We start from the raw sequence: 16,704 nt of genomic DNA on the forward strand, positions 1-16,704 counted from the left end.
TCTTTCGGCCGGCGGGCCGGCGGGATCCCCGACCACTTCGATCCTCGGATTATGAGGTATCGATGAGGTCGAAGGACGTCCCGGCGTCCGCGTCCGTGGCCGCCTCGTAGGTGACGCGTGCGGCGGCGACGTCCTGGATCGCCAGGCCGGTGGAGTCGAAGACCGTGATCCCGTCGTCGTCGGTTCGGCCGGCTTTCTTGCCGGCGACGATCTCGCCGATCTCCGCGTAGATGTGGGGATCCGCGATCTCCCCACGCCCGTACGGGACGTTGATCTCTCCCGAGTGAGTGGTCTGATCGTGGTCGTCGATCGTCAGCTTCGCGGCCTCCAGTACCGCGGTCTCGAGCTCCTGCTTGCCCTCGGCGTCGGCGCCCATCGCGTTGATGTGGGTGTGCTCGCCCACGTCATCGAGGCTCACGATCGGGTCGCGGACGGGCGTGACCGTCGAGAGGACGTCGCAGGAGGCGGCCTCGGCGATCGACCCCTCGCGGACGTCGAACTCCCCGGAGAAGTGGTCGATGAAGCGCCGGACGCGCTCGTCGTCGAGGTCGCTGACGACGATCTCCGTGATCGGTCGCACCTCGGCGATCGCCTCGACCTGCGTGTACGACTGGATGCCCGCCCCCACGATCCCCAGCGTCGACGCGTCCTCGACCGCCAGGTGGTCGGTCGCGACCGCCGCCGCGGCGCCGGTGCGCTGCATCGTCAGCGCCGTCCCGTCCATGATCGACAGCGGGAGCGCCGTCTCCGGGTCCGAGTAGATCATCGTCCCCATCACGGTGGGGAGGTCGTGCTTCTCGGGATTGTCCGGGTGGACGTTGACCCACTTGATCCCGGCGGCGTCCCAGTCGCCGGCGTCCATGTACGCCGGCATCGATCGGAAGTCGCCGTTGTATCGCTCCAGCTCGACGTAGGACTTGGCCGGCATCTGGACGCTGCCGCGCTCGTAGGCCGCGAAGGCTTCCTCGACGGCGGGGATGACGTCGGTCATCCGGGCATACGTTTCGACGTCCTCGCTGGACAGCAACAGGACTGACATACCACCGGGTCTCGGGTCTAGGATAATAAAACCAATTATTTCGGAAACGTTGGCTCCCGTTTCATCGACGATCGTCTCGTTAGATCCTATCCGACTACACCGGCAGCGGATCCGCGATTGCCCGCCCGGCCGCCGCCCGACCGTCGCCCTGCCGCCGCCCGATGTCAGTTGGTTCGGTGGTGGACGCTGACGATCAACCCGATGCCGAACTGAACGAGGCCGGATCGCGCGCTGGCGGTCGGTTCACGCCGTCACGACGCCGTTCCGCGACCGACGGCACAACTAATATATAGTATGACCGTGAAGGATTTACTCGGATGAGCTCCGATCAAACCGCACGACAGTTGGCTAACGATCCAGATTGGATCCCCCACTGGTACGATCCGGACGGCGACAGCGCCCCGATAACCGACGGCGAGGGCGCGCGCATCATCGACGACGAGGGCGAGTCGTACCTCGACTTCATCGCGTCGCTCTACTGCGTCAACGCCGGCCACGACAACCAGGCGATCATCGACGCGGTCAAAGAGCAGCTCGACCACATCCCGTACGTCTCCTCGGGCAAGGAGAACGACACGCGGACGGAGCTTGCACGCCGGCTGGCCGAGGTCTCCCCGGATCCGCTCACCGACGTCGTCTTCTCGGTGTCGGGCAGCGAGGCGAACGAGCTGGCCGTCCAGTACGCCCGCGAGTACCGCGACGCCCCGAAGGTCCTGACCCGATGGCAGTCCTACCACGGCAGCACCTACGGGACCGCCGCGCTGACCGCCGACCCGAGCACGCGGAACAACGTCAGCTCCCACGCCGCCGTGACCGGCTCCGGCAAGTTCCTGCCGCCCCTCCCGTCGGTGTTCGACGCCGAGGGGGAGGAGCTCGCCGAGCAGGCGGCCAACCACGTGGAGTACGTGATCCGCAACGAGGGTCCCGACTCCGTGGCCGCCATCCTGATGGAGCCGGTGGCCGGATCCAGCGGCGCCTACCCCGCCCCGGAGGGGTACTTCGAGCGCCTGCGGGAGATCTGTGATAAGTACGGGATCCTGCTCATCGCCGACGAGGTGATCGCGGGGTTCGGTCGCTGCGGCGAGATGTTCGCGATGCAGGACGAGGGCGTCGACCCGGACATGATCTCGTTCGCGAAGGGCGTGACGAGCGCGTACGTCCCGCTCGCCGGCGTCCTGATGCGGAAGGACATCGCCGACGAGATCCGCGAGGACGGCACCGAGGTCGGGCAGACCTTCGCGGGGCACCCGCTGGGCTGTGCCGCCGGGCTCGCCGCGATCGACGAGTACGAGAGCCACCTCATCGAAAACGGTCGGGAGATGTCCGAACTGCTGGAGGAGGGCCTCCACGACCTCGTGGACCGGTACGACGAGATCTCACACGTCCACGGCAAGGGGCTCCTGTGGGGCATCGTGGTGGAGAACCCCGAGACCGGCGAGGAGTTCGCGAACTCCTGGGTCGACGGCGGCGACGTCGACAACCCCGTCAGCGAGGTCGTCGGCGAGGCCAAGGATCGCGGCGTCCTCGTGGGGCTCGGACGGCCGGATTACCAGATCACGCTCTCCCCGCCGCTGTGCATCGACGAGGACGACGTCCAGGAGGCGCTCGACGCGCTCGACGAGTCGTTCGCCGCCGTCTTCGAATAGTTGGTCGCCGTCTTCGAGTAATTCGCCGCCGTCTTCGAATAGTTGGTCGCCGTCTTCGAGTAATTCGCCGCCGTCTTCGAATAGTTGGTCGCCGTCTTCGAATAGTTCGCCGCTGCCTGCGAGCAATCCGGCCGACTTGACCTCGTTTTCCCGCTACGGTTCGCAGTACGCCGCGAAGTTCTCCAGCACCGCCGTCGCGTTACACTCCGCGAAGGTGTGGTCGCCGTCGGACCAGTCGCTGGGCCGGTCGCGCACGCGCTCGGTGAACTCCGGATGGAACTGGACGGTCCAGACCGGCGCGTCGACGTGTCGGGTGCAGAAGTAGTCGTTGTACTCGGTCTCGGCGATCGGCTCCATCCCCTCGCCGGGCTCGACGACGAGGTCGGAGTGGAGGACCGGAACGACCGGATTCACGCCCGCCAGGATCGTGTCGTCCGCGTCGAGCGTGCGCATCTCGACGAAGGTCGCCCGCCGGCGGTCCTCGATCACGTCGCCGCCGAGCGCGTAGTTGACCAGCTGGTGGCCGAAACAGACGCCCAAAAGCGGGATCGATTCCTCGAGACAGCGCCGCACGAGCTCCATCTGCGTCTCGAACCAGGGGTAGCCGTCCTCGTAGACGCTCGCGGTGCTGCCGCTCACGATCACGCCGTCGAACGCCGAGAGCGGGGGCGTCTCGGGGTCCTCGGCGTAGACGTGGTACTCGCTGTCGGGCGTGAACTCGGCGATCTCCGGGCCGAGATACCGATACTCCGGGTTCACTTCGTCGTCGAGGACGAGGATCATCGACCGAACCTCTCATCCGGAGAAAGATAAATTATTGTACCTCGACCGCAACCCACATCCAGACGGTGGCAGACACCCAATGAGACGATCTACCATACAGCGAACGATCCGCGAGGAACCCGACCACCGGGGGGCGATGCTCGAATGAGCGACGCGGCAGACCGGATGGTCGAGACGATCGAGGACCCGGCGATCGACCACGTCTTCGTCGAGTTCGCGGACATCAACGGGATCTCCCGGTCGAAGCAGCTCACCGCGGACGCCTTCCTCGAGAAGTGGGCGGACGGACTCGCGATGAACCTCGTGCTGCTGGCCCAGACGCCGCGCAACCACGTCCCGGAGGGATCCGGACTCGGCGCCGAGATCGGACACGCCGACGGCACCGTTCACCCGATCCCGGAGACGACGATGCGGCTCCCCTGGCGCGAGAACGCCGTCCGGGTCCTGTGCACGTTCTTCCACGAGGACGAGCGATTGGCGTGCTCGCCGCGGGCGGTCCTCGAGTCGGTGCTTGCGGCCAACGACTTCGGGTTCGACTTCTATGCTGGCAGCGAGCTGGAGTTCTACCTCCTCGAGGAGGGCCCCGGCGGCGAGTACCTCTCCGCGACGGACGACAACCACGAGTGCGTCTCGTGGGCGACCGAGGAGGTCGCCGACTTCTACGACCGGCTCGTCGAGTGGGCCGACGGCTACGGGATCGACCTCACCGCGCTTCACCACGAGCACGGAGCCGGCCAGCTCGAGGTGCTGTTCGACTACGGCCGCCCGCTCGCGCAGGCGGACACGACCTTCGACTTCAAGCGGCTCGTCAAGCAGGTCGGTCGCAGCTTCGACCAGTGGCCGACGTTCATGGCCAAGCCCTTCGCCGACCGGTCGGGCAGCGGCTACCACCTCCACGTGAGCGCGTTCGACGACGCGGAGAACGTCTTCGCGGCCGACGCGAGTGACGCGGACGGAACCCTCTCCGAGCGCGGTCGGCACTTCGTCGGCGGGCTGATGGAACACGCCGACGCGCTGGCCGCGCTCGGGACGCCGAGCATCAACGGCTTCAAGCGGTTCGAGCCGAACTCGTTCGCGCCCTACACCGCCTCCTGGGGGTACGACAACCGGATGACCGCGGTCCGCGTTCCGCCGGGAGTCGTCCGGCCGGAGAACCGGATCGCCAGCGCCGACGCCAACCCCTACCTCGTCATCGCGGGGACGATCGCCGCGGGCCTCGACGGACTGCGGCGCGAGCTGGAGCCCCCGGCGCCGACCGAGGGCGACCCGACCGGCGACCGGCCGGAGCTCCCGCGCTCGCCGGAGGTCGCGCTGCGGGCGCTGGAAACCGACGACGCGATGGTCGATCTGCTCGGCGAGGACGTCGTCCGCGTCTATGCGGCCTCCAAACGGCGCGAACTGCAGGCCTTTCGGGACCACGTCACCGACTGGGAGCGCGACCAGTACGTGAAGACGGTCTAGGGATCCCTTCGGCGCACGGGAAACATTCAGTATGGTTCCTTTCGTTGGAACGCGTAGAGAAGACTCATGACGGATGCAGCCACCCTGTTAGAGCCATTTGTCGTACAACCCCCGACTCTGAATGAACGGCGGGCGGCACGGATCGCCGAGCGTGAGTTCGGGAAGCCGGGAACCGCGACCGAACTCGGCGGGGAACGGGACCAGAACTTTCGGATCGACGCCGCCGACGGCGAGGCGTACGTCCTGAAGGTCTCCAGCCCGGCGGATGACGAGGCATCGCTCGATCTACAGACCGAGGCGCTGCGTCACATCCGACGGACCGATCCCGACCTCCCGGTGATGGAGCCCGTGTCGACGATCGATGGGTCACCGTGGACGACCGTCGAGGACGGCGAGACGTATCACGTGCGGTTGTTCACCCACGTTCCGGGGCGCCCCGTTCCGGGCCAGGACCTCGACGCGGAGGCCCTACAGGAATACGGGGCGATGGTGGCGCGGCTCGGGAGGGCACTCCGCGGCTTCTTCCATCCCGACGCCGACTACGACATCCTGTGGGATCTGCAGCACGTCCCCGAGCTTCGGTCGCTGCTTGACAGCATCACTGACGCCGAGCGACGCGAGCTCGCCGAGCGCATCCTCGATCGGTTCGAGAACCGGGTGGACCCGGGCTTCGACTCGCTCCGTGCGCAGGTGATCCACAACGACCTCACGCTCGACAACGTCCTTCTGGACGACGCCGATCGCGTCAGCGGCATCGTGGACTTCGGCGACCTCACCCACACGGCCCTCGTGAGCGACCTGGTGATGGCGGTCGCGAGCGTGATGTACCGCCGTGACGACCCGATCGAGGCGGCCCGGGAAGTGATCCGCGGGTACGTCGGCGTCACGCCGCTCGAGGACGAGGAGGCGGAATTGCTGGCGGATCTCGTCGCGGCACGGCACCTCACCTGGGGCGTCACCGTCGCGTGGCGGCTCGAGGAGCACCCCGAGAAGACGGACGCCCACAGCGTCGACGGCGTCGACGACGGATGGGACCTCCTGCGGTCGCTCGATGAACGGGGGCTGGACGCCGTCAATCGCCGGCTCCGAACCGCCGCAAAATCCGGACTCGCCCCGTATTCCCGACGGAACACGTCGGAGTTACTGTCTCGACGACGGGACGTGCTCGGATCGTCGCCGCTCTCGTATGACGATCCCGTTCACTTCGTCGACGGCGATGGGGTGTGGTTGTCCGACCCGGCCGGGCGACGCTACCTCGACGCGTACAACAACGTTCCCGTCGTCGGTCACGCGAACCCGGCCGTGGCGAACGCCATCGCGGGACAGGCACACACGCTCGCCACCAACACGCGGTACCTCCACGAAGCGCCGGTGGAGCTGGCCGAACGGATCCTGGCGACGATGCCCGACGAGCTGGACCGCGTCCTGTTCGTCAACTCCGGCAGCGAGGCGACCGACACAGCGTGGCGACTGGCCACGGCCGCGACCGGAAACGAGGGCGCGGTCGTCTCGGAGCACGCGTATCACGGGATCACGGAGGCGACGACCGCACAGTCCCCGACGATCTGGCCCGAGGGGATGGATCCGGACCACGTCGAGACCGTCGCGCCCCCGATCGACGATGCGCACCACGGGGACCGAACGGCCGCGGATCCGGTCCAGGGGATGACCGAATCACTGGCGGCCCTCGAGGAACGGGGGACTGACGCCGCGGCGTGGACGTTCGATCCGCTGTTCACGAGCGACGGGATCTACCCGCCCGACGTGGAGCGACTGACGTCGATGGTCGATCGCGTTCGCGAGGCGGGGGGACTCGTCATCGCGGACGAGGTGCAGTCCGGGTTCGGCCGCTCCGGGGAGTCCCTCTGGGGCTTCCGGAACGCGGACATCATCCCCGACGTCGTCACGCTCGGCAAACCGATGGGCAACGGGCATCCCGTCGCCGCCGTCGTGACGCGGTCGGAGATCGCCTCGACCCTGTACGACCGGACCGGCTTTTTCAGCACGTTCGGCGGGAACCCCGTCTCCTGTGCGGCCGCGCTGGCGGTGCTGGACGAGATCGAGGAGAACGACCTGCTGGATCACGTCGTCGACGTCGGCGCCTACCTGGAGGACGGGCTCGCGGAACTGGCTGCGGAACACGACCTCATCGGTGACGTTCGTCGGAGCGGACTGATGATCGGCGTGGAGCTCGTTCGGGATCGCGGGACGTGGGAGCCGGCGACGAGCGAGACGACCGCCGTCGTCAACGGACTCCGGAAGCGCCGCGTGCTCATCGGGTCGACCGGCGCGGACGGGAACGTGTTGAAGATCCGGCCGCCGTTGGTGTTCGAACGGACCCACGCGGATCGTCTCGTGACGGCGTTGGACGACGTCCTCTCGGATCTCACGCGTCACGGCTGAAAGCGTCGGTTCGAGCGAGCGATTCAAAAGATCGACTTGAGCGGGCGGTTTTCGCGATCGGTTCGACCGCGCCAGCCGGCGTGTACGTGTGGGGAGACGATGTGTGAGCAGGTCGCGTCAGGCGACGTGTGGAACAAACGTCGACCGCGTCGTCGAAACGAACGGCGTTGGAAACGAGGGCGATCCTATCGCTGGCGGAGCAGTTCGCTGATCACGATGAGCGAGATGCTGAACAGCAGGACCATCGCGCTGATCGCGTTGATCACGGGGTCGGTTCCGTGCTGGACCTTCGACCAGATGTAGATCGGGAGCGTGTTCTCCACGCCGCTCGTAAAGAAGGCGATCAGGAAGTCGTCGAACGAGAGCGTGAACGCGAACAGCGCGCCGCTGATGATCCCGGGCATCAGGATGGGCAGGGTGACCCGGCGGTAGGTCTGCCACTTGCTCGCGCCCAGGTCGCGGGCGGCCTCCTCGAGCTCGGGATCGAACCCGCGCAGACGCGCGCTCACGGTGATGAGCACGAACGGAGTCACGAAGACGAGCTGGCCGAGCATCACGGTGCGCAGGGACGTGTTGAACCCGATCATATTGAACCAGAGCAGCAACGCGATCCCGAGGATGAGTCCGGGGATCGTCATCGGCGCGATGACGAGCGCGCGGAACAGTCCCTTCCGGCGGAAGCTCCCGCGGACCAAGGCGATCGCCCCGAGCGTGCCGAGGATCGTCGCGCCGGTGGTGACGAACGCGCCCACGTAGAGGCTGTTGAGCGTGGACTGGATGAGCCGGTCGTCGTTGACCATCTGGACGTACCACTGCATCGTGAACCCGTCCCAGGGGAACCCGGAGAAGGTCCCCTGCTCGAAGGAGAAGAGGATCAGGACGGCGATCGGCGCGTACAGGAACCCGAAGACGAGGATCGCCCAGACGGGCATCCAGTATCCACTGACGGCGTTCAACACCGTATTCATCGGCGACTGGCCCGCGGACTCCTCGGCGGCGCTCCCGTCGGAAGTGGCGGCGTCGACGCTCATCGTTAGAACATCTCCTCTATGTCGGTGTAGCCCATCAGACTCCACAGCACGCCGCCGACGATCAACATCAGAACGCTGCCGAGGGCGGCCCCCAGCGGCCAGTCGCTACCGATGCCGAAGGCGTACGCGATGCGGGTCCCGACGAACAGCTCGCCGCCGCCGATCATCGCGGGCACGATGTAGGCGCCCATGCTGAAGATGAACACGAAGATGATTCCGCCGACCAACCCGGGGATCGAAAGGGGGAGAACGATCCGCTTGAACACCTCGCGTCGGCTCGCCCCCAGGTCGTAGGCGGCCTCGATCAGCGACTCGTCGAGCTTCTCGAGGCTCGTGTACAGCGGGAGGATCATGAAGGGCAACCAGAGGTAGGTCAATCCGAGCCAGATCGAGAACTTGGTGTTCAGGAGCCAGCCGATCGGCTCGGAGATGAGCCCGAGGGAGACCAACAGCCCGTTGAGCACGCCCTCCGTGCCGAGGATGATCTGCCAGCCGTACACGCGCACGATGTAGTTCGTCCAGAAGGGAATCATCACGAGCACGAGCAGGACGTTCTTGTACTTCCCGCCGAACCGGGCGATGTAGTAGGCGAACGGGTAGGCGACGACGACCGCCGTCGTGGTCGTCACCAGCGCGATCAGCGTCGTGTTGATGAACGCCACCCGGTTGGCCGCCCTCGTGTACACCGCGGTGTAGTTACTGAGGGTGAAATCCAGCGTTACCGCGAGGCTTTCCATCCCGGTCGTGGCGATGTAGAACATGATCGCCACGGGAGCCAGGAAGAACAAAACCTCGAGAAGGAGGATGGGCCCGCCGGTCACGAGGAAGCTGTTCGACTCGCGGACGCGATCGAGTATGGTTCGAAGTATGGTATCTGTTCTACTGTGAGTCTCCACCATACTCCCTGTTGATCGAACTCAGTCCAATATATCTTCCGATCGCGAAAGCGATATCGCGGGCGGAACGTTCACGAAACCGGCCCCCCACGCAGGAATCGAGGCGCGTCGAACCGCCATCCGTATCGAACTAAAATCCAAGAATGAACCGGTGAGTTGGACTCGATGGAAGAAAACCCACTCATTGATGAACTATTAGGAAAGATTTATATACGAGAGCACGACATGCTACTATAGACTCACGATGACTTCCCACACACCCGAATCGAGCGACACGTCCGAACGACCGATGGATGCGTCCGGCCGATCGATGGCCTCACGGCGTCGGTTCATCCAGGCGACGGGCGCGGTCGGCACCGCGGCGGTGGCCGGCTGTCTCGGCGGCGGCACGACCGAACTGAACGTCCTCACCTGGGAGGGATACGGAACGGACGCGATCGTTGATACGTTCGAATCCGAGCACGACGCGACGGTCAACATCAGTCTCCTTTCGAGCGACCCCGAGGGGTTGAACATCCTCGAGAGCGGCGGGACGGAGGATTACGACCTGCTCACGCTCAACAACACGTGGGCGGCGCGCCACGCGGAGGCGGGGACGATCGAGCCGCTGTCGCCGGACGACTTCCCGGCGATGGAGAACTTCCTGAGCGAGTTCCAGTGGCCGTTCAGCTCCTTCGAGTACGACGACGAGATGTACGCGCTGCCCACGCGGTGGGGCTGGGACACGCTGACGGTCAACACGAACCAGGTCGAGGAGGGCCATTACGACTCCTACGAGGTGCTCTGGACGGGCGGTCCCGACGGACAGTACACCGACCGGATGGGGATTATGGACTGGCCGACCTGGAACATCCCGAAGATCGCCCAGACGCTCGGCTACCCGCCGTTCGAGCAGACCGACGAGCAGCTGGACGACGTCTTCGACCACCTGGTGCAGATGTTCGACCAGTTCACCGCGATCTACAGCGGAACCAGCGCCATCCGCCAGGCGTTCCTCCAGGAGGACATCGTCATCTCCCCGGTCGGCAACTTCACGATGTCGGAGCTGCGCGCGGAGGGCAACGACTGGGTCAACGTCGTGCTGCCCGAGCAGGGCGGCATGCAGTGGACCGAGGGAATGTGTCTGGTGAAGGACCCGAGCGACCGCGAGCTCGCGATCGAGTTCATGAACACCGTCATTTCGCCGGAGGGCCAGCGCAGCATCGCCTGGGAGCCCGCGGCGAAGAGCCCGCCGGTCAACACGGAGTCGTTCGACCTCTTCAGCGCCGACGAACAGGAGGCGCTGATGTTCACCGAGGAGGGCTTCAGCGCGGCCGAGGAGATCGCCAACCGGACCACGCCCTACGAGTTCTCCCCCATGACCGACCAGTGGACGGATATGTGGGAGGAAGCGAAGGCCGAAAGCAGCATCTAAGCGCCCACGTCAGCCTTCAACACCCGGGTGTTCATTACCCGGGAGTTCATTATGAGCACCAAAATGGATACACACGACCCCGAGGAATCGGCCGACACGGACCACGACGAGGCGACGGACGGGACGGCCCCGGCCACGGACGGCGCCGCGGCGACGTCGACGCGCGGTGCCGTACAGCTGGATGAGCTCAGAAAGGAGTTCGACGACGTCGTCGCGGTCGACGGCGTGAACCTCGAGATCGAGGCCGGCGAGTTCCTCACCCTGCTTGGCCCGTCCGGCTGCGGGAAGTCGACGACGCTGCGAATGATAAGCGGGCTGGAGACGCCGACCGACGGGACGGTGTCGATAAGCGGCGAGGACGTCACGAACCTGCCCGCCAACGCGCGCAACACCAGTATGGTGTTCCAGGAGTGGGCGCTGTTCCCGCACATGACCGTCGAGGAGAACATCTCCTTCGGCCTCGAGATGGACGGCGTTCCCGAGGGCGAGCGCGAGGAGCGCGTCACGGAGGCGCTGGAGATGGTCGAGCTGCCGGGCTATCACGAGCGCCCGGCGACCGAACTGTCCGGCGGCCAGAAACAGCGCGTCGCGATGGCGCGCGCGATCGTCCGCGAGCCGGACGTTCTCCTGCTCGACGAGCCGCTCGCGAGCCTCGACCGGAAGCTCCGCCAGCACATGCAGGTCGAGCTCAAGGAGATCCAGGAGCAGCTGGGGATCACGTTCATCTACGTGACCCACGACCAGGAGGAGGCGCTGACGATGTCCGACCGGATCGCCGTGATGAACGACGGACGGATCGAGCAGGTCGGCCCGACCGACTCGCTGTACAAGTCGCCGGAGACGCAGTTCGTCGCCACGTTCATCGGCGAGACGAACCTGTTCGAGGGGACGATCGACGGCGACGGCGCCACCCTCGAGACCGACGACGGACCGGACGTCGCCATCGGCGAGTATCCCGACCACGCGGGCCGATCCGTCGGGGTCTCGGTCCGGCCCGAGGAGGTCGTTCTCACGCCGCCCGGCGAGAGCCGCGGCTACGCCAACGAGTGGGCCGGCACCGTCACCGACGCCATTTATAAGGGGTCGCTGAAGGTGTACCAGGTCGACGTCGACGGCCACGCCTTCCAGGTCGAACGGCAGGTCAACGAGGAGGTCGACGAGTTCGAGGCCGGCGACGACGTCACGGTGAGCTTCCCGGTCGGCGCCTGCGAAGTCATCCTCGAATGACGTCCTCCCCGGCGTGAACGCCGGGACTCTCTCGCTGTTTTAGGACCGTGGTTTCGGATCGACGTCGAAGAAGTCGACCGCATTACGGCGTAAGACGCGCTCGTGGCTTCGTGGGAACGCCGCTCGCGTGTCGTCGATCAGCTCGGCGACCGGTAGTGAACGCGGGTACGTTGGGTAGTCGGTTCCGAACATGATTCGATCCGTGTAGTCGCGAAGCCGATCCATCGGCAGTTCTCCCTCGCGGACGCCGATCAGATCGTGCACCCGGTCCCCGACCGCGACGGCGGTATCGAACATCACGTTCTCGTACCGGTCCGCGAGGTCGAGGAAGGCGTCGGTTTCGAACAGCCCCAGATGGGGCACACAGAGGCGAAGGGAGGGGAACCGCTCGAGAACGTCCGCCGTCGCGGCCGGTCCCACGAGGTCGGAATCACGATAGAACGGATGCGAGGAGGCGTGGATAACGACGGGGAGTTCGCGTTCAACCGCCAGTTCGCATACCGGATCGAGTCGTCGGTCCGACGGGGGGAACTCCTGGACGGGGCAGTGGAGTTTCACCCCGGTGAGACCGGCGTTCAATCCGTCCCGAACCACGGACTCGGGGTCGTCATCGGCCGCATGGACGGTGGCGAGTCCGACGACGTGGTCGAGCGGCTCGATCCGTTCGGCAACCAGCCGGTTCATTGAACGCGCAACGCCGGGTTCGTGTGCGTATGGAAAGCAGACGGCTCCGGCAAACGCGTCCACGTAGTCACGGATCTCCTCACCCGTCACGTCCGGGACCGACCACCCGACTTCCCGTTGAAACCACTCGTGGACGGCCGAAAGGACGCGATCGGGAAGCAGATGAACGTGTGCATCCACGACCGGAGAGACGTCTTGTGGTGGGTGATCGGATGACTGCATCGCTTCGTCGTAGAATCGGTGGCGTCGTTTAAGATCCTTTCCGTTGATCGATCTGCGTCGTCGACGTCGGCGCCCGGAGTCGACGCCGATGTCCGGAGTCGACGCCGCGGTCCGGAGCCGAGTCCGGGTCCCGGAAGCCGACGTCAGTGATTGGGAGCCGGACTCAGTCGTCCTCCCCCGGCGCGATCGGGTCGTACCGGTCGAGGACCTCCTGCCGGCTCTCGAGGTCGAGGGATTCGCCGTCGTATTCGGCCACCTCGGCGAACAGTTCGTCGACGTACTCCACGTCGCTGCCGACGTACGCGCCGATCACGTAGACGGCGACGTTCAGCGGCAGGCCGATGATCGCGCCGGTGAAGCCGGCCAGTTCGGCGATCGGGCCGCCGACGCTGGGCGCGAGCAGGAAGTTGATGCCGTAGGTGGTGGTGAGTCCGACCACGATCCCGGCCAGCGCGGCGGTCGCGTTCCCGCGCTTCCAGACGAGTCCGAGCGCGATCGGCGGGAACAGGTGGACGATCCCCTCGTAGGTCCAGATGGCGATCCGGGCCAAAAGCGGGAGGTCGAGCGTCGCCAGGTAGTAGGCCGCGAGAACCCAGGCGACGATGACGACTCGGGAGATGTTGACGGCCTTCCCCGTCGAGATGTCGGGTTTGAGCTCCTTGACGATGTTCCAGGAGGTGACCACGCCGAGGGTGGCGAGCTGGGAGTCGATGCTCGACATCCCGGCGGCCAGCACGATGACGCCGACGCCGGCCAAAAGCAGGGGCCCGCCGGCCGCCTCCGCCATCACGAAGAACGCGCTCTGGCCGGCCTCCGCGGCCTCGGGGACGAGCCCGACGCCCAACCCGAGCACGAGAACCATGAAGGAGGTGATGGTGACGAGGATGGGTGCGCCGACCGCGACCTTCTTGACCTCCGTGACGTCCTTCGCGAGGAAGATCCGGTTGAAGATCTCGAGCCAGGCGTACCCGCCGATCGTCCCGGTGAGGATGATCGACGCCCAGTAGCCCGTCGATCCCTGCACGGTGAGCAGTTCGGGCTGTTGGGTGGCGACCTGGTCGAGCAGGGGTCCGAAGCCGCCGAAGAGGTTGGTCGAGATCCACGCCAGCGCGATGAAGACGATCACCGTCGAGATGATCCCCTGCACGAAGTCGGTGACGACGACGCTGCGCATCCCGGAGAACACGATGTATCCGAGGACGACGGCGGTGATGATCCCCATCCCGACGTCGAACGGGACGGTGCCGTTCGTCGCCTCGTACATCAACATCCCGAAGGTCTTGATCGACAGGACCTGCCAGGGCGCGCCGATGACGATCGCGCCGATCGCGACGAGGACCGCCAGCGTCGGCGAGTCGAACCGGAGCCGGATGAAATCCGGCATATTGTAGAGGTCGTGGAGTTTTCCCCACTTCCAGATCCGGGGCGCGATCGCGTAGTAGACCACCAGCCCGGCGATCGTGTACAGGACGATGTAGAAGGCGATGGCGCCGCTCGTGCCCGCCATCGCGAACCAGCTCGTGTAGAAGCTCGCGATGATCCACGTCGCGAGGACGGTGAACAGCATCATCCACCACGGATACGAGCGCCCGGCGACCGCGTACTCCTCCATCGTCTGGTCCCGAAGCCGGCCGTACACGAGCACGACCGCCGCCAGGAGCGCCAGATACGCGAACAGCAGGACCGCCGGGAGGACGTCCGAGATCGCCATTAGACGAGCTCACCCCGAATCGATTCGACCCAGTAGAGCGCCGCGAGCCCGGCCGCTATCAGGACGCTCACGATGAACACCCAGAACAGGACGAACGAGAGGCCGAACACGAACGGCTCCATCCGGTTGAAAAAGCCGAACAACGGCGGCATCACCGTCGCGAACAGCCCGACGAAGTAGAGTCCGAAGGCGAAGACCACGGTTCGGCGATCGAGCCCGGTGATGAACCCGGTTATCGGTCCGTTCGACGTGTTGCGTGTCGTTGACATACTTCGGAACGTTCGATCCGAAAGCAGGTATATAAATCTGTTTGATAGTTGAACAGGAAACAACCTGTGGACGTAACTCGGCGTGTCTGACGAATGTATCGAACCGTATCCAAATGTGGGGTCATCGCCGTGCAGGACGGCGGCCGCGGCGTTCGGAGCGACCACATGACGGACTCCCGAAATTATCCCCGATCGACGGCGACGGTCGATGAAGGTTTATTAGCATCCAATCACGACCTATGGGTATGCTCCACAACCGAGGTCCGTTATTGACCATCGACGTCGGACGCAGGGAGACCTCAGAGGAGGACATCGCGGAGATCAACGAGCGGTACATCGGCGGTCGGGGCGTCGGCACCCGGCTCGCGCACGAGCGGATCCCGTTCGACGCCGACCCCCTCGGCCCGGAGAATCGGCTCGTGTTCACGACGGGACCGATGCAGTCGGCGACGATGAGCTTCACCGGCCGGATGAACGTCACCGGCGTTTCGCCGCTGACCGACGGGCTGCTCTCGAGCAACGCCGGCGGCTTCATGTCGCGCAACTTCGTCGATACGGGCTACAGCGCGGTCGAGATCGCCGGCGAGAGCGACGAGCTGATCGCCATCCACGTCCGCGACGACGGGATCGAGTTCGAGGCCGTCCCCGAACTCGCCGGCGAGACGGTCGGCGACACCGTCGCCTACCTCGAGTCGGAACGCGACATCACCGCCGACCAGACCGCCATCATCGGCCCGGCCGGCGAGAACGAGGTCCGGTTCGCCTCCATCATGACGTCCGAGGAGCGCGCGTTCGGCCGCGGCGGGCTCGGCGCCGTCCTCGGCGCGAAGAACGTCAAGGCGATCACCTTCGAGGGCGACTCGGCGCCCGAGATCGAGATCCCCGCCACCCAGATGGACGTCCACCGCGAGGCCGCCACCGACGACAACATCATGAAGCGGCAGGGGACGGTGGCCGTGATGGACCTGGCCAACGCGATGGAGGGGCTGCCCTCCTACTACTTCTCCGAGCGCGAGTTCGCGGGCGTCGAGGGGATCAACGGCTCGGCCGTCGAGGAGAAGAAGTACAAGAAGGGCACCTGCTCGGCCTGCGCGTTCGCGTGCAAGCTCCCGACGCGGGACGAGGAGCGCGGCGTCGAGACGGAGGGCCCCGAGTTCGAGGTCGCGATGGCGTTCGGCTCGAACTCCGGCGTCGACGACATCGTCGACGTGATGCAGTCGAACGAGCTGTGTGACCAGTACGGCCTGGACGCGATCTCCGCCGGCAACACCGTCGCGGCCTACCTCGCCAGCGAGGACGAGTTCGGGAACGTCGACCTCATCCACGAGACCGTCGAGAAGATCGCCCGCCGCGAGGGCGTCGGCGACCTCCTCGCGGAGGGGATCGACCGGTGCCACGACGAGCTCGGCGTCGAGAACTGGTCGGTCAAGGGGATGGACTTCGCGGCCCACGAGGGGCGCGTCCTCCACGGGCAGGGGCTCTCCTACGCCGTCTCCAACCGCGGCGCGGACCACATGTACGCGACCTTCTACTCCGTCGAGTACCCCCTCGTCCCCGAGGAGGACGCCCTCGACCCCGAGGGGACGCTCGGGAAGGCCGACCGCCTCGTCGAGCGCGAGAACCTGATGGCGCTCAACGACGCCGGCGTCGTCTGTAAGTTCTCCCGGGACTACATGAACCCCGACCGCTACGAGGCGCTGTTCGGCGCGGACTTCGAGGACCTCCTCGCCGTCGGCGGCCGGATCGTCACCCTCGAGCGCCACTTCAACAACCAGCGCGGCCTCGACCGGGACGACGACACGCTCCCGTACGACCTCCCGGACCTCGAGGAGGCGCTCGACGAGTACTACGACGCCCGCGGCTGGGAGGACGGCGTCGTTCCCGCCTCGGCCGTGCCGGCCTGACGCGACTCGACCGT

13 protein-coding genes are annotated in these 16,704 nt (G+C 65.9%); 6 read left to right on the top strand and 7 right to left on the bottom strand.

The window, feature by feature from the left end; genetic code table 11:
- Window positions 1-49 precede the first annotated feature (49 nt).
- Window positions 50-1,039, bottom strand: coding sequence for an ornithine cyclodeaminase family protein (locus BLV25_RS06120; protein WP_092731440.1), 990 nt, complete (start codon window positions 1,037-1,039; stop codon window positions 50-52).
- Window positions 1,040-1,356: 317 nt separating this feature from the next.
- Between BLV25_RS06120 and BLV25_RS06125 the strand changes: the two genes are divergently transcribed.
- Complete coding sequence (locus BLV25_RS06125; RefSeq protein ID WP_021073802.1) at window positions 1,357-2,685, top strand: aminotransferase family protein; 1,329 nt, start codon at window positions 1,357-1,359, stop codon at window positions 2,683-2,685.
- Between the two features lie 153 nt (window positions 2,686-2,838).
- On the opposite strand, the gene BLV25_RS06130 is transcribed toward BLV25_RS06125, so the two are convergent.
- Complete coding sequence (locus BLV25_RS06130; protein ID WP_021073803.1) at window positions 2,839-3,468, bottom strand: type 1 glutamine amidotransferase; 630 nt, start codon at window positions 3,466-3,468, stop codon at window positions 2,839-2,841.
- Between the two features lie 144 nt (window positions 3,469-3,612).
- Here BLV25_RS06130 and BLV25_RS06135 point away from each other — a divergent pair, with 144 nt between their 5' ends.
- Window positions 3,613-4,929, top strand: a complete 1,317-nt coding sequence (locus BLV25_RS06135; RefSeq protein ID WP_039401741.1) for a glutamine synthetase family protein — start codon at window positions 3,613-3,615, stop codon at window positions 4,927-4,929.
- 66 nt (window positions 4,930-4,995) lie between these two features.
- Window positions 4,996-7,332, top strand: coding sequence for an aminotransferase class III-fold pyridoxal phosphate-dependent enzyme (locus BLV25_RS06140; protein ID WP_092731442.1), 2,337 nt, complete (start codon window positions 4,996-4,998; stop codon window positions 7,330-7,332).
- A gap of 185 nt (window positions 7,333-7,517) precedes the next feature.
- Here the strand turns inward: BLV25_RS06140 and BLV25_RS06145 are convergent, their stop codons facing one another.
- Window positions 7,518-8,363 carry an ABC transporter permease gene (locus tag BLV25_RS06145; protein WP_021073806.1) on the bottom strand — a complete coding sequence of 282 codons (846 nt, stop codon included), beginning with the start codon at window positions 8,361-8,363 and terminating at the stop codon, window positions 7,518-7,520.
- Window positions 8,364-8,365: 2 nt separating this feature from the next.
- Window positions 8,366-9,262, bottom strand: coding sequence for an ABC transporter permease (locus tag BLV25_RS06150; protein WP_092731444.1), 897 nt, complete (start codon window positions 9,260-9,262; stop codon window positions 8,366-8,368).
- A gap of 241 nt (window positions 9,263-9,503) precedes the next feature.
- Between BLV25_RS06150 and BLV25_RS06155 the strand changes: the two genes are divergently transcribed.
- The gene (locus tag BLV25_RS06155) at window positions 9,504-10,673 is read left to right on the top strand and encodes an ABC transporter substrate-binding protein (RefSeq protein ID WP_021073808.1); all 1,170 of its coding nucleotides are present in this window, start codon (window positions 9,504-9,506) and stop codon (window positions 10,671-10,673) included.
- Window positions 10,674-10,724: 51 nt separating this feature from the next.
- Window positions 10,725-11,900, top strand: a complete 1,176-nt coding sequence (locus tag BLV25_RS06160) for an ABC transporter ATP-binding protein (RefSeq protein ID WP_256335659.1) — start codon at window positions 10,725-10,727, stop codon at window positions 11,898-11,900.
- 39 nt (window positions 11,901-11,939) lie between these two features.
- Here BLV25_RS06160 and BLV25_RS06165 read toward each other — a convergent pair whose 3' ends face one another.
- The 3 genes from BLV25_RS06165 to BLV25_RS06175 all read right to left on the bottom strand — a co-directional run bounded on the left by BLV25_RS06165 (window position 11,940) and on the right by BLV25_RS06175 (window position 14,786).
- Complete coding sequence (locus BLV25_RS06165) at window positions 11,940-12,806, bottom strand: amidohydrolase family protein (RefSeq protein WP_092731448.1); 867 nt, start codon at window positions 12,804-12,806, stop codon at window positions 11,940-11,942.
- A 163-nt stretch (window positions 12,807-12,969) separates the two neighbouring features.
- On the bottom strand, window positions 12,970-14,517 hold the full coding sequence (locus BLV25_RS06170) for a sodium:solute symporter family protein (RefSeq protein ID WP_092731450.1): 1,548 nt from the start codon (window positions 14,515-14,517) through the stop codon (window positions 12,970-12,972).
- Entirely contained in the window at window positions 14,517-14,786 is a 270-nt protein-coding gene (locus BLV25_RS06175) for a hypothetical protein (protein ID WP_092731452.1), read from the bottom strand. Before BLV25_RS06175 ends, BLV25_RS06170 begins: the two co-directional genes overlap by 1 nt.
- Before the next feature lie 245 nt (window positions 14,787-15,031).
- On the opposite strand from BLV25_RS06175, the gene BLV25_RS06180 reads away from it, so the two are divergent.
- Window positions 15,032-16,690 carry an aldehyde ferredoxin oxidoreductase family protein gene (locus BLV25_RS06180; protein ID WP_021073813.1) on the top strand — a complete coding sequence of 553 codons (1,659 nt, stop codon included), beginning with the start codon at window positions 15,032-15,034 and terminating at the stop codon, window positions 16,688-16,690.
- The last annotated feature ends 14 nt before the right edge of the window (window positions 16,691-16,704 follow it).

The organism is Halopenitus persicus (assembly GCF_900107205.1).
GTDB lineage: Archaea > Halobacteriota > Halobacteria > Halobacteriales > Haloferacaceae > Halopenitus > Halopenitus persicus.